At 60.3% G+C, this 20,505-nt stretch carries 18 protein-coding genes and 5 tRNA genes; 8 read left to right on the forward strand and 15 right to left on the reverse strand.

Going from position 1 to position 20,505, the window contains the following annotated elements; all coding sequences use genetic code 11:
• Position 1: 1 nt before the first annotated feature.
• Positions 2 to 3,280, forward strand: coding sequence for a PAS domain S-box protein (locus AB7M25_RS20295; RefSeq protein ID WP_454237934.1), 3,279 nt, complete (start codon positions 2 to 4; stop codon positions 3,278 to 3,280).
• Here AB7M25_RS20295 and AB7M25_RS20300 read toward each other — a convergent pair.
• From AB7M25_RS20300 to gltX, 11 genes are all read right to left on the reverse strand, one after another.
• Positions 3,262 to 3,396, reverse strand: a complete 135-nt coding sequence (locus AB7M25_RS20300) for a hypothetical protein (protein ID WP_454237935.1) — start codon at positions 3,394 to 3,396, stop codon at positions 3,262 to 3,264. The genes AB7M25_RS20295 and AB7M25_RS20300 overlap by 19 nt on opposite strands.
• Positions 3,397 to 3,493: 97 nt before the next feature.
• Positions 3,494 to 3,940, reverse strand: coding sequence for an Hsp20 family protein (locus AB7M25_RS20305; RefSeq protein WP_007978681.1), 447 nt, complete (start codon positions 3,938 to 3,940; stop codon positions 3,494 to 3,496).
• 131 nt (positions 3,941 to 4,071) lie between these two features.
• Entirely contained in the window at positions 4,072 to 5,031 is a 960-nt protein-coding gene (locus AB7M25_RS20310; protein WP_218481416.1) for a tRNA dihydrouridine synthase, read from the reverse strand.
• 170 nt (positions 5,032 to 5,201) lie between these two features.
• Positions 5,202 to 5,651 (reverse strand): acyl-CoA thioesterase, encoded by a 450-nt coding sequence (locus AB7M25_RS20315; RefSeq protein ID WP_102675339.1) that lies wholly within the window; start codon positions 5,649 to 5,651, stop codon positions 5,202 to 5,204.
• A gap of 48 nt (positions 5,652 to 5,699) precedes the next feature.
• Entirely contained in the window at positions 5,700 to 6,533 is an 834-nt protein-coding gene (locus tag AB7M25_RS20320) for an alpha/beta fold hydrolase (RefSeq protein WP_429381635.1), read from the reverse strand.
• A 30-nt stretch (positions 6,534 to 6,563) separates the two neighbouring features.
• Positions 6,564 to 7,103, reverse strand: a complete 540-nt coding sequence (locus AB7M25_RS20325) for a TetR/AcrR family transcriptional regulator (RefSeq protein ID WP_102701165.1) — start codon at positions 7,101 to 7,103, stop codon at positions 6,564 to 6,566.
• A 184-nt stretch (positions 7,104 to 7,287) separates the two neighbouring features.
• Positions 7,288 to 7,363, reverse strand: a tRNA-Glu gene (locus AB7M25_RS20330).
• Positions 7,364 to 7,443: 80 nt separating this feature from the next.
• Positions 7,444 to 7,519, reverse strand: a tRNA-Ala gene (locus AB7M25_RS20335).
• Between the two features lie 53 nt (positions 7,520 to 7,572).
• Positions 7,573 to 7,648, reverse strand: a tRNA-Glu gene (locus AB7M25_RS20340).
• Between the two features lie 79 nt (positions 7,649 to 7,727).
• Positions 7,728 to 7,803: transfer RNA gene (locus AB7M25_RS20345), tRNA-Ala, on the reverse strand.
• A gap of 247 nt (positions 7,804 to 8,050) precedes the next feature.
• Positions 8,051 to 9,532: a glutamate--tRNA ligase gene (gene gltX / locus AB7M25_RS20350; protein ID WP_454237936.1), complete on the reverse strand. Its 1,482-nt coding sequence runs from the start codon at positions 9,530 to 9,532 to the stop codon at positions 8,051 to 8,053.
• Between the two features lie 231 nt (positions 9,533 to 9,763).
• Here gltX and AB7M25_RS20355 point away from each other — a divergent pair, with 231 nt between their 5' ends.
• Entirely contained in the window at positions 9,764 to 10,852 is a 1,089-nt protein-coding gene (locus tag AB7M25_RS20355) for an HlyD family secretion protein (protein ID WP_429381631.1), read from the forward strand.
• A 49-nt stretch (positions 10,853 to 10,901) separates the two neighbouring features.
• Complete coding sequence (locus AB7M25_RS20360; RefSeq protein WP_429381769.1) at positions 10,902 to 12,392, forward strand: MDR family MFS transporter; 1,491 nt, start codon at positions 10,902 to 10,904, stop codon at positions 12,390 to 12,392.
• Positions 12,393 to 12,578: 186 nt separating this feature from the next.
• On the opposite strand, the gene uvrB is transcribed toward AB7M25_RS20360, so the two are convergent.
• Entirely contained in the window at positions 12,579 to 14,594 is a 2,016-nt protein-coding gene (gene uvrB, locus AB7M25_RS20365) for an excinuclease ABC subunit UvrB (protein ID WP_429381629.1), read from the reverse strand.
• Between the two features lie 335 nt (positions 14,595 to 14,929).
• Between uvrB and AB7M25_RS20370 the strand changes: the two genes are divergently transcribed.
• Together AB7M25_RS20370 and AB7M25_RS20375 are read left to right on the forward strand one after the other, a co-directional pair.
• The gene (locus AB7M25_RS20370) at positions 14,930 to 16,126 is read left to right on the forward strand and encodes an amino acid aminotransferase (RefSeq protein WP_007978664.1); all 1,197 of its coding nucleotides are present in this window, start codon (positions 14,930 to 14,932) and stop codon (positions 16,124 to 16,126) included.
• A 228-nt stretch (positions 16,127 to 16,354) separates the two neighbouring features.
• The gene (locus AB7M25_RS20375; protein ID WP_104449654.1) at positions 16,355 to 16,564 is read left to right on the forward strand and encodes a hypothetical protein; all 210 of its coding nucleotides are present in this window, start codon (positions 16,355 to 16,357) and stop codon (positions 16,562 to 16,564) included.
• On the opposite strand, the gene AB7M25_RS20380 is transcribed toward AB7M25_RS20375, so the two are convergent.
• Positions 16,561 to 16,791: a hypothetical protein gene (locus AB7M25_RS20380; protein WP_429381626.1), complete on the reverse strand. Its 231-nt coding sequence runs from the start codon at positions 16,789 to 16,791 to the stop codon at positions 16,561 to 16,563. The genes AB7M25_RS20375 and AB7M25_RS20380 overlap by 4 nt on opposite strands.
• A gap of 227 nt (positions 16,792 to 17,018) precedes the next feature.
• On the opposite strand from AB7M25_RS20380, the gene AB7M25_RS20385 reads away from it, so the two are divergent.
• Positions 17,019 to 17,094: transfer RNA gene (locus AB7M25_RS20385), tRNA-Asn, on the forward strand.
• 131 nt (positions 17,095 to 17,225) lie between these two features.
• Here the strand turns inward: AB7M25_RS20385 and AB7M25_RS20390 are convergent.
• Positions 17,226 to 18,743: a nucleobase:cation symporter-2 family protein gene (locus AB7M25_RS20390; RefSeq protein WP_429381624.1), complete on the reverse strand. Its 1,518-nt coding sequence runs from the start codon at positions 18,741 to 18,743 to the stop codon at positions 17,226 to 17,228.
• A gap of 254 nt (positions 18,744 to 18,997) precedes the next feature.
• Here AB7M25_RS20390 and AB7M25_RS20395 point away from each other — a divergent pair, with 254 nt between their 5' ends.
• Together AB7M25_RS20395 and AB7M25_RS20400 are read left to right on the forward strand one after the other, a co-directional pair.
• Complete coding sequence (locus AB7M25_RS20395; protein WP_104449664.1) at positions 18,998 to 19,279, forward strand: BrnT family toxin; 282 nt, start codon at positions 18,998 to 19,000, stop codon at positions 19,277 to 19,279.
• Positions 19,280 to 19,282: 3 nt separating this feature from the next.
• The gene (locus tag AB7M25_RS20400; protein ID WP_007978654.1) at positions 19,283 to 19,588 is read left to right on the forward strand and encodes a BrnA antitoxin family protein; all 306 of its coding nucleotides are present in this window, start codon (positions 19,283 to 19,285) and stop codon (positions 19,586 to 19,588) included.
• Between the two features lie 54 nt (positions 19,589 to 19,642).
• On the opposite strand, the gene AB7M25_RS20405 is transcribed toward AB7M25_RS20400, so the two are convergent.
• Positions 19,643 to 20,473 (reverse strand): arylamine N-acetyltransferase family protein, encoded by an 831-nt coding sequence (locus tag AB7M25_RS20405; protein ID WP_429517977.1) that lies wholly within the window; start codon positions 20,471 to 20,473, stop codon positions 19,643 to 19,645.
• Between the last annotated feature and the right edge of the window lie 32 nt (positions 20,474 to 20,505).

A 20,505-nucleotide genomic window follows, 5' to 3' on the forward strand; every position in this document is an offset into this window, starting at 1 on the left:
AATGCCGAAATCTGTAGACCGTATTCCGCCGATGCCGCGTATCCAGGCAATTGATCCGAAAAGCTCCGAACAGAGCTGGGAAAGCGCCTCGCAATTGCTCGCCGCGCTCAACGGAGCGCGCCTGGGCGCCTGGTATTGGGACATCGAGCGCGGGCAGATCAGCTGGTCCCGGGGTACGCAGGCGCTGTTCGGCTTCGATCCACGGCAACCGCTGCCCCATGACCTGGAATACCTCGACCTGCTGCCGCCAGAGGATCGCGCCAAAACCGTTCGTGCCTTTCACGCGGTCATTGGCGGTGCGCCACTGGAGCAGGCCATGCACCACCGCATCCGCTGGCCCGACGGCAGCCTGCACTGGCTGGAAATCAGCGGCAGCCTGTTGCCGGACAAGCATGGCCGGCCGCGGATGATTGGCGTGATCCGCGAGATTACTCACCAGCGCCAGCGTGAACAGGCGTTGAGCAGTTCGGAAAAACGCTTCGCCACCCTGTTTCACCTGTGCCCGAACATGGTTCTGCTGACCCGTCAGGAAGACGGCCTGATTACCGAAGCCAACCAGTATTTCGAAAGCCTGTTCGGTTGGCCGGTGCAAAACGCGATCGGCCGCACCACCCTGGAACTGGGGCTGTGGGTACATCCCGAGCAACGGGCCGATCTGGTCAAGGCCACTAAAGCCAAAGGCGATGTGGTCAGCATGGAAGTGCAGTTCCGCGCCAGCAACGGCCAGATCCATGACGGCATCCTCAGTGCGCAAAAAGTCGAGCTCGAAGGCCAGCCCTATCTGCTGAGCACCTTCCTCGACACCACCGAACGCAAAGCCGCCGAACACGCCCTCAAGGACAGCCAGGAACGCCTCGACCTGGCCCTGGATTCGGCGCAACTCGGTACCTGGGACTGGCACATTCCCAGCGGCATGCTCTACGGATCGGCACGGGCCGCCCAACTGCACGGCCTGGAAGCCAAACCCTTTCACGAATCCTTCGACGAGTTCTTCGAAGGCGTGCCCGGCGAAGAACGTGACACCATGCGCGACGCCTACCGCAGCCTGCGCGAAGGCCCGGCCGGCAACTATCAATTGACCTACCGCGTGCAATTGCCCGACGGCAGCTCACGCTACCTGGAAAGCCGCGCCCGCCTCTACCGCGATGACAACGGCGTGCCGGTGCGCATGGCCGGCACCTTGCTCGACATCACCGACCAGGTGGAGCGCGAACAACGGCTGGTAGCCTCCGAAGAAAAATTCGCCACGCTGTTCCAGGTCAGCCCCGATCCGATCTGCGTCACCCACCAGGACAGCGGCCAGTTCATCGAAATCAACTCCAGCTTCACCCAGACCTTCGGCTGGAGCACCGCCGATGTGATCGGCCGCAGCGCCGACGAAATCGGCCTGTGGGACGCCTCGGCGAAAAGCCTGCGACGGATCGAACAAGTGATCCGCGAACAAGGCCTGAACAACGTCGCCATTCTGGTCCAGCACAAGGACGGACAGGCCCTGACCTGCGTAATTTCCAGCCGCCAGATCAGCGTCGGCGACCAGGCCTGCATCGTCACCACGCTGCGCGACATCACCCAGCAACAACGCTCGGAAGCGGCGCTCAAGGCCAGTGAAGAGAAATTCGCCAAGGCCTTCCACTCCAGCCCCGACGCCATCACCATCACCGAGCGCGACACCGGCCGCTATCTGGAGGTCAACGACGGTTTCTGCCGCCTGACCGGCTACCGCGCCGAGGAAGTGGTGGGCCGCACGGTGTACCAGGTCGGGATCTGGGCGGAAGAGAAACAACGCTCGGCGCTGCTGGCCGAATTGCAGATCAAGGGCCGGGTTCATCACCAGGAAATGCTTGGGCGCAACAAGCGCGGCGAACTGCTCACCGTCGAAGTCTCGGTGGAGCCGATCACCCTCAACGAAACCGCCTGCCTGCTGTTGACCGCGCGAGACGTGAGCCTGCTGAAAAACGCCGAAGCACAGATTCGCCACCTGGCCTACCACGACCCCCTGACCAACCTGCCCAACCGTGCCTTGCTGATGGACCGCCTGAGCCAGCAGATCGCCCTGCTCAAACGGCATAACCTGCGCGGCGCGCTGATGTTCCTCGACCTCGACCACTTCAAGCACATCAACGACTCCCTCGGGCATCCAGTGGGCGATACCGTGCTGAAAATCATCACCGCGCGCCTGGAGGCCAGCGTGCGCATGGAGGACACCGTTGCGCGCCTGGGAGGCGACGAATTCGTGGTGCTGCTCAGCGGTCTCGAAGGGTCGCGCAGCGAGGTCAGCGATCAGGTCCGCGAACTGGCCGACACTATCCGCGAACTGCTGTCCGAACCGATGTTCCTCGACGGCCAGCGCCTGCAAGTGACACCAAGCATCGGCATTGCGCTAATCCCCGATCACGGCTCGACCCCGACCGACCTGCTCAAGCGCGCCGACATCGCGCTCTATCGCGCCAAGGACTCGGGGCGCAATACCGCGCAGATGTACCACAACACCATGCAGAAGGCCGCGAGCGAACGCCTGCGCATGGAAACCGACCTGCGCCTGGCCCTGTCCCGAGGCGAATTTCGCGTGCATTACCAACCCCAGGTCGACGCCCGGGGCGACCGCATCGTCGGCGCCGAGGCCCTGGTACGCTGGAATCACCCGGAACTCGGCGCGCAATCACCCACGGAGTTCATCAAGGTGCTGGAAGACAGCGGACTGATCCTGGAGGTCGGCACCTGGATCCTCGACGAAGCCTGCCAGGCCTTCAAGCAACTGATCGACCGAGGCCTGGTGAACCCGTACAAATTCAGCCTGTGCGTGAACATCAGCCCGCGCCAGTTCCGCCAGAACGATTTCGTTGAACGCGTTGAAAACAGCCTCGCCACTTATGGGCTGCCCTGCACCTTGCTGAAGCTGGAAATCACCGAAGGCATCGTGATCCAGAACCTGGAAGACACCATCAGCAAAATGCGCCGCCTGAAAAAACTCGGCGTGAGCTTCGCCATGGACGACTTCGGCACCGGCTATTCCTCACTGACCTACCTCAAGCGCCTGCCGGTCGACACCCTGAAAATCGACCAGTCGTTCATCCGCGACGCCACCAGCGACCCGAACGACGCCGAGATCATCCGCGCCATCGTCGCCATGGCCCGCAGCCTGGATTTGAAAGTGATTGCCGAAGGGGTGGAAACAGCGGAGCAGCTTGAGTTCCTGCAGGGGCTGGAGTGTCACTTCTACCAAGGGTATTTGCACAGTCCGCCGTTGCCGGTGGAAGAATTTCAAAAACTCCTGAAGTGACGCGCACAAAAAAGGCTCTTCACGCATTCCCGGAAAACTGTAGGAGCCAGCTTGCTGGCGATGGACTCAAGTGCGCCGCATTTATCCAGTTTATACGCGTTATCGTTAACGACCATCGCCAGCAAGCTGGCTCCTACAAGGGGTCGTGCCCACGCTCAAACCAGTGGAAGCCACAAAAAAGGGCGCCAATGGCGCCCTTCTTCCTGCCCGGACTCAGTGTTGCAGAGCCGGTTTTTGCGCCCCGTTGATCGGGATGCGCTTGGCTTTCGCCTCTTCCGGAATCACCCGCAGCAGGTCGATGCTCAACAGACCGTTGCTCAGGCCGGCAGCCTTGATCTCGATGTGGTCCGCCAGACGGAAGGACAGTTTGAAGGCACGTTGCGCAATGCCCTGATACAGATAAGTAACGTCTTCGTTTGCGTCGCGTTTACCGCCACTGATGGTCAGCACACCCTTCTCGACTTCAAGCTCCAGGTCTTCTTCCTGGAAACCAGCCGCTGCGATGACAATACGGTATTGGTCGTCGCCATGTTTTTCCACGTTATAGGGTGGATAGCTGCTGCCTGGCTCATTGCGCAGGGCGGTTTCGAACAGGTCGTTGAAACGGTCGAAACCTACCGAGGAACGGAACAGTGGGGCCATGGAAAATGTAGTAGCCATGATTCAAATCTCCTGAAAACAATCAGCAAGGTTTTTTGTCTCCGCGACCCGAATTCGGCATCGCGTAACCCTTAGATAGGGACCGCCGATTGCATTTCAAGAGCTTATTTTCTACTTTTTTTAAAAGAGCCTCAGGCGGCTTCAGCCACCGGCAGCCCCAACAAACGCGAGACGTTATCCAGTTCGGTCTCACGACGCAGGACGGTGAACAGCTCTACCGCCTCGGGATAATTGCGGGTCAGCATCGCCAGCCATTGCTTCAGGCGACCCGGCGATTGGCGTGGCGTCATCTGCGCCTTGGCTTGCAGCCAGAAGTCCTGGATCAGGGGCAGCAGTTCGCTCCAGGTCATCTCCACGACCTCTTCACCGGCCCGGGCAGCGGCAATCTGCTTCGCCAGATCGGGGCGCGAAACCAGGCCGCGACCGAGCATGATGTCTTCCACGCCACTGATCTCGCGGCAACGACGCCAGTCTTCGACGCTCCAGATATCACCATTGGCGAACACCGGCACCTTGACCACGTCCTGCACCCGTGGAATCCACTCCCAATGCGCCGGCGGCTTGTAGCCATCGACCTTGGTTCGCGCGTGCACCACGATGTGTTCCGCACCGCCTTCGGCCAGGGCCGTGGCACACACCAGCGAACCGTCCGGGCTGTCGAAGCCCAGGCGCATCTTGGCGGTGACCGGAATGTGCGCGGGGACGGCACGACGGACATGCTCGACGATCTGGTTGAGCAGCTCGGGTTCCTTGAGCAGGACCGCGCCACCACGGGATTTGTTGACGGTCTTGGCCGGGCAGCCGAAGTTCAGGTCAATCACTTGCGAACCCAGCTCGCAAGCCAGCGCGGCATTTTCCGCCAGGCACACCGGATCGGAACCGAGCAGTTGCACACGCAGCGGCACGCCGGACGCCGTCCGGGCGCCGTTGAGCAGCTCCGGGCCGAACTTGTGGAAATAGGCAGGCGTCAGCAACTGGTCGTTGACCCGAATGAACTCGGTCACGCACCAGTCAATACCACCCACGCGGGTCAGCACATCGCGCAGGATGTCGTCGACCAACCCCTCCATGGGCGCCAAAGCAATTTGCATGAAAAACACACTCGAGGAAAAACGTGCGGCAGTTTACTGGGTTTCAGAGAAAATCTGCAGAACATCGCAAATCCAATGTGGGAGCGGGCTTGCTCGCGAAAGCGTCGTGTCAGCCAACATTTAATTTGCTGACACACTGCATTCGCGAGCAAGCCCGCTCCCACAGGGAATCAGGGTTGTACCAACTCCTGCGCTTGAATCGCCGGGCCATAGCCTTCGATGAACTCCGTCGGCATGCGCTTGGGTTTGCCGGTGGACAGCTCGATGCAGACGAACGTGGTTTGCGCGCGCAGCAACGTTGCATTGTCGCTGGGGCGGATCAGCTGGAAGTGCCGGGTCATTTTCAGGCGCTGATCCCAATCGACGATCCAGGTCGCCAATTGCAGCTCATCGCCTTCATAGGCCGCTGCCAGATAATCGATCTCGTGGCGCACCACCGCCATCGCCCGGTCCAACCGCCGGTATTCGACCAGATCCAGGCCAAGGCGTTGGGAGTGGCGCCAGGCGCAGCGCTCGAGCCAGGTCACGTAGACCGCGTTGTTCGCGTGCCCTAACCCGTCGATGTCCTCGGCGTCCACTTGCAGATCAATGATAAATGGCGTTTCCCGATCCCAGCCCATGCCCCACTCCCGGTCAGATGATTTCGACCGGGGCAGTGTAACGGAAGCTCAAGCGGATTGGCGTGATTGCAGACTGCGACCGGCCAGCAGTGATAACACGCCATCAATCACTCGGGGGTCGGCCAATACGCGCTGATGACCACCCTCCTTCAAGCGCAGCAGGCGACTGTCGAACCACGCTTCGTGGATCAATTGCGACTCGTTGACCGGGACGAAGTCATCATCTTCGGCGTGAACGATCAGGCCGGGCATATCGAGTTGATAGTGCGCGACATCCAGCATCGCGGCGCGCATGCCGACATCATTCTCCACCTGACGAATGAACGCCGAGCGAGCCTTCGGCGGCAGCCCCACATAACGGGCGAAACCACGCAGTACGCCGAGAATCCGCGCCGGGGCGGCAATGCTCACCAGGGTTTCGGTGCGCAACCCCAACTGGACCGCGAGCATGGCGCTGGCGCCGCCCATGGAGTGGCCGATGACCGCTTGCAGCGGGGGCAATTCGGAAGCGGCTTCAAGCATGGCGCGAGCAAACAGCACCACATTCGCTTCTCTGCCCGGTGAGCGGCCATGGGCCGGACCATCCAGGGCGACGACCGAGTAACCGGCATCGACCAGCGCGGTGATGAGGCTGGCAAACTGCGTCGGCCGACCTTCCCAGCCGTGCATCAGCAGCACGGCCGGCCCCTGCCCCCAACGCAGCGCCGAAAGGCCAAACCGCAGGGTAATGCGCTCGGATCGCGCCAACAGCGGCAGTTCCCAGTCACGGGGCGGCAGGTCCCGCGGTGTCATGAAGGCCAATCGCATTTTACTAGCGACCAGTTTCGGGGCAAACCAGCCCAAGGTGCCATTAACGCCACGAACCCACTTTAACGCGCTCATCGCATTCTCCTCAGGCCGCAGCCTTCAGGGTCAACGCACTGCCGATTTGGCGGCGCGCAGTAATCGATCGGACAACTCTCCCGGCCCCAGCGCCCGCGCCAGAGCCAGCCCACCCACCATCAAGGCCATATCGGCCAGGGCTTTTTCGGTTTCTTCAGGACTGGCCGCCAACTGCGCGACCATCAATTCCACATGCTCATTCAGGGCGACACGAAACGCTTCCGGCAGCCGCCCCAGTTCGCCGACCGATGCCGGGATCGGACAGGCCGATTCGGAGGAGTCACGGTGCTTGCGCGACAGATAGAACGCAGCCACCAGCGCGCGGCGCTCTTCACCGGTCAACTCCGCGTCCATGTCGGCAATCAGGTCGCGGCGGTGACCGAGCAATTGCTTGAACGCCTCGAGCATCATCGCGTCCTTGCTTTCGAAGTGGGCGTAGAAGCCACCGACCGTCAGGCCCGCTGCACCCATCACTTCGCCCACACTGGGCTCGGCCGGGCCGCGCTGAATCAGCGCTGCGCTGGCAGCCTTGAGGATGCGTTCGCGGGTTTGAGCTTTTTTATCGTTCATCGTTACCTCCGAATATTACGATTGAAATATTATTCTCATAATAAATTTTAGCAAGTCATGGGCGTGACCGCTGGTCTGAAGAACAGTTTTTTTGGAAATGGAGGAATTTGGCCAAACGCCAGACAAACAAAAGGGCCATTCAATAATTGAATGACCCTTATAAATCCCGCAGAGCGGGTAATCGTGGCGTCCCCTAGGGGACTCGAACCCCTGTTACCGCCGTGAAAGGGCGGTGTCCTAGGCCACTAGACGAAGGGGACACAAACCCTTCTATACAACTGATCAGTGCTGAGAGCTGATCGATTCAAGGCCGGTGTGGCCAGACCTTGAACTGTAAAATTGGTGGAGCTAAGCGGGATCGAACCGCTGACCTCCTGCATGCCATGCAGGCGCTCTCCCAGCTGAGCTATAGCCCCGGATTTTTCGCCTCGCGGCGGAGCGACATCTTGCAACATCGCTTCTGTAAAACTGGCGTCCCCTAGGGGACTCGAACCCCTGTTACCGCCGTGAAAGGGCGGTGTCCTAGGCCACTAGACGAAGGGGACGCAAACCCTTCCATACAACTGATCAACGCTGAGTGTTGATCGCTTCAAGACCGGTGTGGCCAGGCCTTGAAGTGTAAATTGGTGGAGCTAGACGGGATCGAACCGTCGACCTCTTGCATGCCATGCAAGCGCTCTCCCAGCTGAGCTATAGCCCCTCATCGTTGATGTCATCGCTGAGGACGGGGCGAATCTTAAGGGCGTATCGAAAGCCTGTCAAACTTATTTTTGAAATTTTTCAAAATTTTTTGTCGGCATAACAACCACTTACCGCCCTCCCCCCGGAAATTCGGGGTTTTTCCAGCTGTAGGAGCGGCCCTGCCAGCGAAGGCGGCCGCAAGATCGATGCAAGCTGCAAGGTCGCTTCGCCAGCAAGCCGGCTCCTACAAGGTCAGGCACGCGGGATCAGGCGATAGCGCCCAACAGCTTTTCCCACTCTTTGTTTTCTTTCTTCGACACACCGCCCAGCAGGTCAATGGCCTGGCGCAGGCGGAATCGGGTCAGGTCCGGACCGAGGATTTCCATCGCATCGAGCACCGACACCGAACTGGCCTGGCCGGTGATCGCGGCAAACATCAGCGGCATGGCATCACGCAGCTTCAACTCCAGGGATTCGACGACGGCCTGAATGGTCGCGGTGATGCTGTCCTTCTCCCACTGACGCAGGCTTTCGAGTTTCCACAGGATCAACTGCATCAACTGACGGACCTGATCAGCCGACAGTTTCTTGGATTCGAACAGCTTGGCATCCGGATTCACGCCACCGGCAAAGAAGAACCCGGCCAGTGGTGCCACCTGGCTGAAGGTTTCGACCCGGCCCTGCACGTGCGGCGCGATCTTCATCATGTATTCGGAATTGAATGCCCACTTCTGCACGCGCGCGGCGAACTCTTCCACCGGCAGGTCACGCAGCCATTGGCCGTTGAGCCAGGACAGCTTCTCGATGTCGAAGATCGGCCCGCCGAGGGACACGCGCTTCAGATCGAAGTTGTCGACCATTTCCTGCAACGAGAACTTCTCGCGCTCGTCCGGCATCGACCAGCCCATGCGGCCCAGGTAGTTGAGCATCGCTTCCGGCATGAAGCCCATGCGCTCGTAGAACGTCACCGAGGTCGGGTTCTTGCGCTTGGACAGCTTGCTCTTGTCCGGGTTACGCAGCAGCGGCATGTAGCACAGCTCCGGCTGTTCCCAGCCGAAGTACTCGTAAAGCAGGATCAGCTTCGGTGCCGATGGCAGCCACTCTTCGCCGCGCAACACATGGGTGATGCCCATCAGGTGATCGTCGACCACGTTGGCCAGGAAGTACGTCGGCAGGCCGTCGGTCTTCATCAGGACTTGCATGTCCATGCGGTCCCACGGGATCTCGACGTCGCCACGCAGCATGTCCGGCACCACGCAGACGCCTTCGCTCGGCACCTTCATGCGGATCACATGGGGTTCGCCAGCGGCCAGGCGACGGGCGACTTCTTCCTTGGACAGCAGCAGCGCGCGCCCGTCGTAACGCGGGGTTTCACCGCGAGCCATTTGCTCGGCGCGCATCTGGTCCAGCTCTTCGGCAGTGCAGAAGCACGGGAAGGCATGCCCCATATCGACCAGTTGCTGGCAATACTTCTGATAGATATCGCCGCGCTCGCTTTGCCGATACGGACCGTGCGGGCCGCCGACGTCCGGGCCTTCGCTCCAGTCGATCCCCAGCCAGCGCAAGGCGTCGAAAATCTGCTGCTCGGACTCACGGGTCGAACGCAATTGGTCGGTGTCTTCGATCCGCAGGATGAACTCACCGCCGTGCTGCTTGGCAAAGCAGTAGTTGAACAAGGCGATGTAGGCGGTACCTACGTGGGGATCCCCGGTAGGCGATGGCGCGATGCGAGTGCGGACGGTGGTCATGGCATGTCTCGAAAAGAAAAAAAAGCGAAGTTCAAACTAGGCGCGAATGGTAACAGGCGACACCCGCCCGGCTCCAGCGAACAGGGCATTTAAGCCAAGGTTGCGTCTGTAACGCCTCTATGACGCGGTGAATGGCCGAATATCCGCCGATTGCATTTACCACTTATCGGCTGTATGCCAGATTTGCCTGCTGATAACTTCCCTTACAATTTCTCGACTACAGTTTGCCTCATGCCTGCCCAACTCAAGCGTCGCCTCTTTACATTCCTGCTGATGGTCCTGTTGATTGCCGGGGGCCTGTTTGCCCATTGGTTCTTCAAGGGGCGCTTTTATGAAAGCACCGACAACGCTTATGTCCAGGGCGAGATCACCCGTGTGTCGAGCCAGTTGGGCGCACGCATCGATCAAGTGCTGGTGCAGGACAACCAGCATGTCGAGAAAGGCCAGTTGCTGATCAAACTCGAAGGCGACGATTTCCGTCTCGCTGTCGACCGCGCCAATGCCGCCCTGGCCACCCGCCAGGCCGAACGCCTGCAAGCCCAGAGCAAACTGACCCAGCAGGCCAGCCTGATTGCCGCCAGCGAAGCGCAAGTCGCGTCCAGCCAGGCCAGCCTGGGCCGCTCGCAGATCGACCTGACCCGCGCCGAGACCTTGCGCAAACCCGGTTATGTCTCGGAAGAACGGGTGACCACCCTCTCCGCCGAATCCCACATTGCCCGCTCGCAAGTGGCCAAGGCCCAGGCCGACGCACAAAGTCAGCGCCAGCAGGTCAACGCGCTGACCGCCGAGATCAAACGCCTCGACGCGCAGATCGCCAACGCAAAAACCGACCTGGCCCAGGCCGAACTGAACCTCACACGCAGCGAAATCCACGCCCCCATCAGCGGCCTGATCGGCCAGCGTGCCGCCCGCGAAGGCCAATACGTGCAGGCCGGCGCTTACCTGCTGTCGATCGTGCCGGACGAAGACATCTGGATTCAGGCCAACTTCAAGGAAACCCAGATCGGCCACATGCAGCCCGGCCAGAAAGCCGAACTGACCTTCGACGCCTACAGCGACACCCCGATCGAAGCCCGCGTCGACAGCCTGTTCGCCGCCTCGGGCGCGCAGTTCAGCCTGTTGCCGCCGGACAATGCCACGGGCAACTTCACCAAAGTCGTGCAACGGATTCCGGTAAAACTGACCTTCGCCGCCGACAATCCGTTGCGCGGCAAGATTCGTCCGGGCATGTCGGTGACCGCCAAGGTGAACATCAAGGATGCCCCTGCGGACGTCACCACCAAAGTGAGCAGCAAAGACGCCGCTGACGATGGCCGGTGATCAACTGATCCGCCCGGTCGGCGAACCGACCCGGCGGGACTGGATCGCGGTGATGAGCGTGATGCTCGGCGCCTTCATGGCGGTGCTGGACATCCAGATCACCAATTCCTCGCTCAAGGATATCCAGGGCGCTTTGTCGGCGACCCTGGAGGAAGGCTCGTGGATTTCCACCTCCTACCTGGTGGCGGAGATCATCATGATCCCGCTCACTGCCTGGCTCGTGCAGTTGCTGTCGGCGCGACGCCTGGCGGTGTGGGTGTCCCTCGGGTTTCTCGCGGCTTCCCTGCTCTGCTCCATGGCCTGGAGCCTGGAGAGCATGATCGTGTTCCGCGCCCTGCAGGGGTTTACCGGCGGTGCGCTGATTCCGCTGGCGTTCACCCTGACCCTGATCAAGCTCCCGGAACACCACCGCGCCAAAGGCATGGCCATGTTCGCCATGACCGCCACGTTCGCGCCCTCCATCGGCCCGACCCTCGGCGGCTGGCTGACGGAGAACTGGGGCTGGGAATACATCTTCTACATCAACATCCCGCCCGGCCTGATCATGATCGCCGGCCTGATGTACGGCCTGGAGAAGAAAGAAGCGCACTGGGAATTGCTGAAAAGCACCGACTACGCCGGCATTCTCACCCTCGGTGTCGGGCTCGGTTGTCTGCAGGTATTCCTGGAGGAAGGCCATCGCAAGGACTGGCTGGAATCCAGCCTGATCGTGACCCTGGGCAGCATCGCGCTGGTCAGCCTGATCACCTTTGTCATCGTGCAGTTTTCCAAACCCAATCCGTTGATCAACCTCGGCATCCTCGGCAACCGCAACTTCGGCTTGTCCAGCATTTCCAGCGTCGGCATGGGGGTCGGGTTGTACGGCTCGATCTACCTGCTGCCGCTGTACCTGGCGCAAATCCAGAACTACAACGCCCTGCAGATTGGCGAAGTGATCATGTGGATGGGCGTGCCGCAGCTGTTTCTGATCCCGCTGGTGCCCAAACTGATGAAGTTCGTCTCGCCGAAATGGCTGTGCACATTGGGCTTCGGGCTCTTCGGGTTGGCGAGCTTCTCTTCGGGCGTGCTGAACCCGGACTTTGCCGGGCCGCAGTTCAATCAGATCCAGATCATCCGCGCCCTGGGCCAGCCGCTGATCATGGTCACCATCTCGCTGATCGCGACCGCCTACATCCTGCCCCAGGATGCAGGGTCGGCATCGAGCCTGTTCAACATACTGCGCAATCTCGGCGGGGCCATCGGCATCGCCCTGCTCGCCACACTGCTGGATGCGCGGACCAAGGTTTATTTTGATTACCTGCGTGAGTCCATCGTACCGAGCAATCCGCAGGTGGCCGAGCGCATTGCCTCGCTGACCGACCGATTGGGCAGTGAAACGGCGGCATTGGGCAAACTCAGCGAGATCGCGCATCAGCAGGCGTCGATCATGGCCTATAACGATGCGTTTCATTTTGTCGGGATTGCGCTGGGGATCAGCATGCTGGCGGTGTTGCTGACCCGGAAATTGCCGGCGGGGTTGAAGGCCGGCGAGGCGCACTAGTCCTGAAAAATTGTGGCGTACTTGCGGACGTTTTCGCGGGCAAGCCCGCTCCCACAGGATTGATGGTGTTCACAAAACTTGTGTCCATCCACAGACCTTGTAGGAGCTGGCTTGCCAGCGATCCAGACGACACGGTGTGTCAGATTCTGACGCTTCGCCAGCAAGCCGGCTCCTACAAGGGTTAAATCAAACGGTCAGTAGTCTTTCACGCAACTTGGCAATTTCGTCGCGCATCTGCGCCGCTGCTTCGAATTCCAGGTCACGTGCCAACTGATACATCTTCTCTTCCAGCCCTTTGATACGCTTGGCGATCTCGCCCGGCGAGCGCAATTCGGCTTCGTACTTGGCGTTTTCCTCGGCGGCCTTGGCCATGCCTTTGCGCTTCTTGCTGCGCGAGCCGGGCACTGTGGCGCCTTCCATGATGTCGGCGACGTCCTTGAACACGCCTTTGGGCGTGATGCCATTGGCCAGGTTAAAAGCAATCTGCTTGTCGCGACGACGCTCGGTTTCGCCGATCGCCCGCTCCATGGAGCCTGTGATCCGGTCGGCATACAGAATCGCCCGGCCATTGAGGTTACGCGCCGCCCGCCCGATGGTCTGGATCAGCGAGCGCTCGGAACGCAGGAAACCTTCCTTGTCGGCATCGAGGATGGCCACCAGCGACACTTCCGGCATGTCCAGGCCTTCGCGCAACAGGTTGATGCCCACCAGCACATCGAAGGTGCCAAGACGCAAGTCGCGGATGATTTCGACCCGCTCCACGGTGTCGATGTCCGAGTGCAGGTAGCGCACGCGCACGCCGTGGTCGGCCAGATAGTCAGTCAGGTCCTCGGCCATGCGCTTGGTCAGCGTCGTGACCAGCACCCGCTCTTCCAGAGCGACACGCTTGGTGATTTCCGACAGCAAGTCGTCGACCTGGGTCAGTGCCGGGCGGATCTCGATTTGCGGGTCCACCAGCCCGGTCGGGCGCACCACCATGTCAATCACGCGCCCGGCGTGCTCGGCTTCATAGTTGCCCGGCGTCGCCGAGACGAAAATCGTCTGCGGGCTGATGCTTTCCCATTCATCGAAACGCATCGGCCGGTTGTCCAGGGCCGAGGGCAGGCGGAAACCGTATTCGACCAGGGTTTCCTTGCGCGAGCGGTCGCCCTTGTACATGGCGCCCACCTGCGGAACGCTGACGTGGGATTCGTCGATCACCAGCAAGGCGTCCGGCGGCAGGTAGTCATAAAGCGTCGGCGGCGGCGCGCCGGCTTCGCGACCGGACAGATAACGCGAGTAGTTTTCGATGCCGTTGCAGTAACCCAGCTCGAGGATCATCTCCAGATCGAAACGGGTGCGCTGCTCCAGGCGCTGGGCTTCCACCAGCTTGTTGTTGGAGCGCAGGTATTCCAGGCGTTCCTGCAACTCGACCTTGATGCCTTCGACCGCGCCCATCAGGGTTTCCCGGGGCGTGACGTAGTGGCTCTTCGGGTAGAAGGTGAAGCGCGGCAACTTGCGAATGACTTCGCCGGTCAGCGGATCGAATGCCGACAGGCTTTCCACCTCATCGTCGAACAGCTCGATGCGGATCGCTTCGAAATCCGATTCCGCCGGGTGGATATCGATCACATCGCCGCGCACGCGGAAGGTCGCACGGGCGAATTCCATGTCGTTGCGGGTGTATTGCAGGTCGGCCAGGCGCCGCAGCAACTCACGCTGGTCGAGCTTGTCGCCGCGATCCACGTGCAACACCATCTTCAGATAGGTTTCCGGACTGCCCAGACCGTAGATGCAGGACACCGTGGTGACGATGATCGCATCCTTGCGCTCGAGCAATGCCTTGGTCGCCGACAGCCGCATCTGCTCGATGTGGTCGTTGATCGAGGCATCTTTCTCGATGAAGGTGTCCGAGGACGGCACGTAGGCTTCGGGTTGGTAGTAGTCGTAGTAGGAAACGAAATACTCCACCGCGTTGTTCGGGAAAAACGCCTTGAACTCCCCGTACAACTGCGCCGCCAGGGTCTTGTTCGGCGCCAGCACCAGCGTCGGGCGCTGCACCTGGGCGATCACGTTGGCGATGCTGAAGGTCTTGCCCGAGCCGGTCACACCGAGCAGCGTCTGGTGCGCCAGCCCGGCCTCGATGCCCTCGACCATCAGGCGGATGGCTTCCGGCTGATCGCCGGCGGGCTCGAAACGGGTGACTAGCTGGAATTCAGACATGAAATACCTCTGGATCACTCTTGCCGGACAAACCGGCATGAACGAGAAAGACCGCAAACGACCGATGTCGCCCGAGGAAAAAACTGGATTGTGCTCAATGTGGAGCCGATTGCCAGCGCTTTCAAGGCAAACGTCCTGCATCACGCAAAACCTTTGCCGAGACCAATCGACTGACGGTCGATAAATAATCGGAAAAACTTGCCTTAAAAGGTGAATCGCCTGTCGCCAGCCATCGCCGATGGCCTCTATACTAGCTCCCCGTTTGTGCACCGCTCTAGTGCATTCGGCTGGAGCGCGACACGTCCCTCCACTCTCCATTCAGAGCCGCCGCAATAATGAGCCTGTTCTCCGCTGTCGAAATGGCACCACGCGATCCAATCCTGGGCCTCAACGAAGCATTCAACGCCGATACCCGTACCAACAAGGTCAACCTGGGGGTCGGTGTTTACTGCAACGAGGAGGGGCGAATTCCACTCCTGCGCGCCGTTGTCGAAGCCGAAACGATTCGCGCCGCTCAACACGTTTCCCGTGGCTACCTGCCAATCGACGGCATCGCCGCCTACGACCAGGCCGTGCAAAAGCTGCTGTTCGGCAATGATTCGCCACTGCTCGCCGCTGGCCGCGTCATCACCACCCAGGCCGTTGGCGGTACTGGCGCTCTGAAAATCGGTGCCGACTTCCTCAAGCAACTGCTGCCGAACGCCGTCGTGGCAATCAGCGACCCGAGCTGGGAAAACCACCGTGCCCTGTTCGAAACCGCCGGTTTCCCGGTGCAGAACTACCGCTACTACGACGCCGCGACCCACGACGTGAACCGTACCGGCATGCTGGAAGACCTGAACGCGCTGCCAAACGGTTCGATCATTGTGCTGCACGCCTGCTGCCACAACCCGACCGGCGTGGACCTGAGCCCGGCCGACTGGAAAAACGTCCTGGAAGTCGTCAAAGCCAAAGGCCACGTGCCGTTCCTCGACATGGCGTATCAAGGTTTCGGCGATGGCATCGACGAAGACGCCGCTGCCGTGCGCCTGTTCGCCGAGTCGGGCCTGACTTTCTTTGCCTCCAGCTCGTTCTCCAAATCGTTCTCGCTGTACGGCGAGCGCGTCGGTGCCCTGTCGATCGTCAGCGAATCGAAAGAAGAAAGCGCGCGCGTACTGTCGCAAGTCAAACGCGTGATCCGCACCAACTACTCCAACCCGCCGACCCACGGTGCCAGCGTTGTCGCTGCCGTGCTGAACAGCCCGGAACTGCGCGCCCAGTGGGAAGCCGAACTGGCCGAAATGCGCCTGCGTATTCGTGGCATGCGCACCCAGATGGTCGACCTGCTGGCAAAAAAAGCGCCTCAGCGCGATTTCAGCTTCGTCGGCCGTCAGTGCGGCATGTTCTCCTACTCCGGCTTGAGCGTTGAGCAGGTTCATCGCCTGCGCAACGAGTTCGGCATCTACGCCCTGGACACCGGCCGCATCTGCGTGGCCGCGCTGAACCAGAGCAACATCGAGGTGGTGACGGACGCGATTGTCCAGGTCATCTGATTCAGCCTTGAAATGAAAAACGGGAAGCCTGTGGCTTCCCGTTTTTTATTCGCTTCAGATAATTTTCAAAGCAACGACCCAGCCCTCTAGACTGCACACATCTACCCTGTAGGAGCCGGCTTGCCGGCGATGGCAGTCTATCGGTCAACATGAATGCCCTCGGCTCTTCGCCGGCAAGCCGGCTCCTACAGGTTTTGTGTATGCCTGAGTATTCTGCGAGAACCCTTTATGAAAAATGATGACCTGCGCGCCGACCGCGATGACCTGGATGACCTGGATCACTTCATCCCCCGCGCCCCGGCCAAACGCGGCAACAACCTGGTAATGCAAGTCGCTGCGGGTGTATTCCTCGGCGGCCTGGCCCTGTGGCTGGTGCAACTGGGCGCCACGATGCTGTATGCCAAACTGATGCTTGGCACCATTACCTTCGGCGGTTAAGCCAGTTCGGTCGCACGCTGGCTGGCAGCGTCGTCATAGGCGACATACAGCGATTCGGCGACCTGGCTCTTGATCGCCTTGGTGCTTTCCAGCCCCAGGACGAAACCTTCGGCCTTGCCACCCGCACGGTTCAATGCTTCAGCGGTGCCGGCCTGAGTGATGGTGTCGAACAACTTTTCGGCATGGGGGCCGACACCCTTGGGCAGGCTGATCTGAGAGATGCTCATCGGCGCACCCCGTGGTGTCGAGGTGGGAGGATCAAATGATTCATGGCGCGTACCTTTTCGGCGAATGGCCGGCAGCGCGTGTCACCACTTCCGGGCGGCCATGGTAGACCTCCGGGGCGATCCTGGTAACCGTCAATCGCCGCTAAACCACCGCCCGTCCCGATAATTCGCTCCAATTGTTATTCGATGCTTGACTTCTCTTTTTGAATCAGTAAGATACGCGCCATTCCGCGATAGCTCAGTTGGTAGAGCAAGTGACTGTTAATCACTGGGTCCCTGGTTCGAGTCCAGGTCGTGGAGCCAGACAGCAACATCGAAAAGCCCCTGAATCGAAAGATACAGGGGCTTTTTTGTGGCCGATCTTTTGATCCATAAAGAAAAAAGCCGATCTGTCCACTCAACAGATCGGCTCTTATTTTCAGTCGCCGTGAACGTCAGACATGCTCACTGCTTTTGACGTGCAGCGCCCGTGGTTCTGCCCCGCTGTGTTCCGATTCCACCACCGGAATCTCCTTGCCGTCGCAATCGTGCAGCTTACCGTCGCTGAAGTAGTCCCCTTCGCGCAACGCCGCCAGATCCTGATAACGCAGCACCCGCTCGGTACCCGCCGCAAATACCGATTGCTGGTCGGAGTTACCGGCAGTGAGGTGGTTGAAGGTCAGATTCAGCACGATGGCCATGATCGCCGACGAGCTGATGCCCGAATGGAAAATGGTCGCGAACCAGCTCGGGAAGTGGTCGTAGAAGTTCGGTGCCGCGATCGGGATCATGCCGAAGCCGATGGAGGTGGCGACGATGATCAGGTTGACGTTGTTACGGTAGTCGACCTTGGACAAGGTCCGAATGCCGCTGGCCGCGACGGTGCCGAACAGCACGATGCCGGCGCCCCCCAGTACCGAGGTCGGCACGGCGGCGATGACCCGGCCCATGAAGGGCAGCAGGCCGAGGATCACCAGGAACAGACCGCCAGTGGCCACCACGTAGCGGCTCTTGATGCCGGTGACCGCCACCAGCCCGACGTTCTGGGCAAAGGCGCTCTGGGTGAAGGAGCCGAAGATCGGCGCGAACATGCTCGACAGCATGTCGGCGCGCAGGCCGTTGCCCAGGCGCTTGGAGTCAACCTTGGTGCCGATGATCTCACCGACGGCCAGAATGTCGGCCGAGGTCTCCACCAGCGTCACCATCACCACGATGCACATCGACAGGATCGCAGCGAAGTGGAAGGTCGGCATGCCGAAGTGGAAGGGTGTCGGGAATCCGAACATCGGGCCCTGGGTCACGGACGAGAAATCCGCCATGCCGAGGAACACCGCGATCACCGTACCGACGACCATGGCCAGCAGGATCGACAGGCGGGAGATGGTCGCGCTGCCGATTTTGCTCAGCAACAGCACCAGCACCAGCGTCACCGCCGCCAGACCGATATTCGCCATGCTGCCGAAGTCCGGCGCGTGGCTGTTGCCGCCCATGGCCCAGCGCGCGGCTACCGGCATCAGCGTCAGGCCGATGGTGGTAATCACGATGCCAGTCACCAGCGGCGGGAAGAACTTGGTGATACGCGAGAACACCGGGGTTATCAGCAGTCCGATCAGGGACGCCGCTATCACCGCCCCCAACACCGACTGGAACCCGCCCTCCCCGCCACTGCTGACAATCGCCACCATGGTCGCGACGCCGGAGAAAGATACGCCCTGCACCAGCGGCAACTGACAACCAAAAAACGGTAGACCCAGGGTTTGCAGCAGCGTTGCCAGCCCCCCCGCAAACAATGAAGCAGCAATCAACAAACCGATGTCCGCTGGCGAGAGCCCGGCCGCCTGGCCGATGATCAATGGCACCGCGACGATACCGCCATACATGGTCAGAACATGTTGCAGGCCATAAGCCATATTCGCGCCGATCCCTAGGTTTTCGTCCTCGGGCCGTTGGTGTGAAACATGGGGCGTTTTCATGGAGGGGGTTCCCTGGTTTTTGTTATGCGCACACTGTATGCAAGACATAGGACAAATGTCTATAGAGTTGTATACAACTTATCAGTCACAAAATGGATACTTGTCCATTCCCGCCTGATACCCACCCTCCTGACCCAGCCAAAAACCTTGAAATACATCCCTCGCAGCCTCCCCCTCGGTGCTGACTAGTCTTTCCAATTCCTGGCGACCATCGGTAAGACCCGCCCCTTCTATATACATATAAAGTATGCATAATGAAGTCATTCGACATTCAGTTCCACAAGGCAAAGAACGCAGCCAACAAACTCAAGCACCAAGGCATCAGCCTCGCAGAGACTGAACCGGTGTTCCATGACGAACGAGCGCTGACCATCGAGGACCACCACCACGATGAACAACGCTGGATCACCCTGGGGCTGGATGCCAAAGGCCGTTTGCTGGTCGTCGCGTACACCTACCGCGATCCGAATTTCGTTCGAATCATTTCCGCGCGCATCGCCACCAAAAGCGAGCGCCGTCAGTATCTGGAGACATGACCGATGAAAGACGAATACGACTTCAGTGACGCCAGGCGCGGGGCCGTGGCGCCCGCCAAAGGCAAGACCCGCATAACCATCATGCTCGATGACGCTGTCATCGAAGCGGCCCGCGCACTGGCAGAACACGAGGGGTATGGCTACCAGACGGCGATCAACAATACGTTGCGCCGGGCCCTGCTCAACGAAGGCAAGACGGCAAAACTGAAACAAACCCTCACGCCTGCCGAACTCAAGGGCCTGGAGCAGAAACTGGCAGAGGCCTTGCGCGAAATTCAACGGGTGATGGCGCCGGGTGTTCGGCCCTGAAGCACAAAGGGCGGATCAATCTGACCCGCCTTTGTGATGTCTGCGATCAGCCCGCTATTGCGGCGCTGCGATCAATCGCTCCAGCGTCTGCACCAATTGCGCCTGCTCCGGTACGCGGATGCCGAACTCACTGCCCAGCAGGCCAATCAACTCCTGCACATCCGTCATCTCCCGCCGCTCGCTGTCATGGCCGATCCGGTGAATGGCGAAGCTGCCGTTGTTGAGCGTACGGCGCCAGCCCTCCCCGGTGCGCGCCACCATCAACTGCCTGGCGAAAGTCGACTCGGGGTGGGTCGAGACGTACCAGTTGCCCACAGCAAAATCGATAGCTTCCTGGCGTTGCAGGTCGAAGATGTACATCGCTCGCCATTCACCGGCCACATTGGCGCGCAGGGTAAAACCGTCGACGTGCAGGTCGATGCGATACGGCTCGTGAGGGGTGAGCTGCTCAGCTCGGGAGTCGAGCTGCAGTGGCGCGGTCGGCACCATGCCGCCGAAGCCGACGTCGGCGATGTAGCGTACGTCGTCAATGATGACCAGGCTCAGGCGATGAGTCCGGGCCGTCCAGGCGCCCTCCGGCTGTCCCATCACCACCCGACCGCTGATGGCACGGGCGTCGAAACCCAATTCCTGAAGCAAGGCCAGAAACAGCTTGTTGAGCTCGTAGCAGTAACCGCCACGACCCGCATGCAAGACCTTCTGCTCGATGGACGGCAGGTCGATCAGCACCGGTTCGCCGGATAACGTGGTGAGGTTTTCAAACGGGAAAACCCCGGTATGGCGCAGTTGCAACTGGCGCAAGGTTTCCAGGGTCGGTGCCGGGGGTGCATCGAAGCCCAGGCGTCGCAGATACAAAGCACGGTCAGTCAGGCGTGGCTCGCTCATCGTTCAATCCTTTTGCACGCAAGCGGCGGATT

This window comes from Pseudomonas sp. AP3_22 TE3818 (assembly GCF_053628995.1).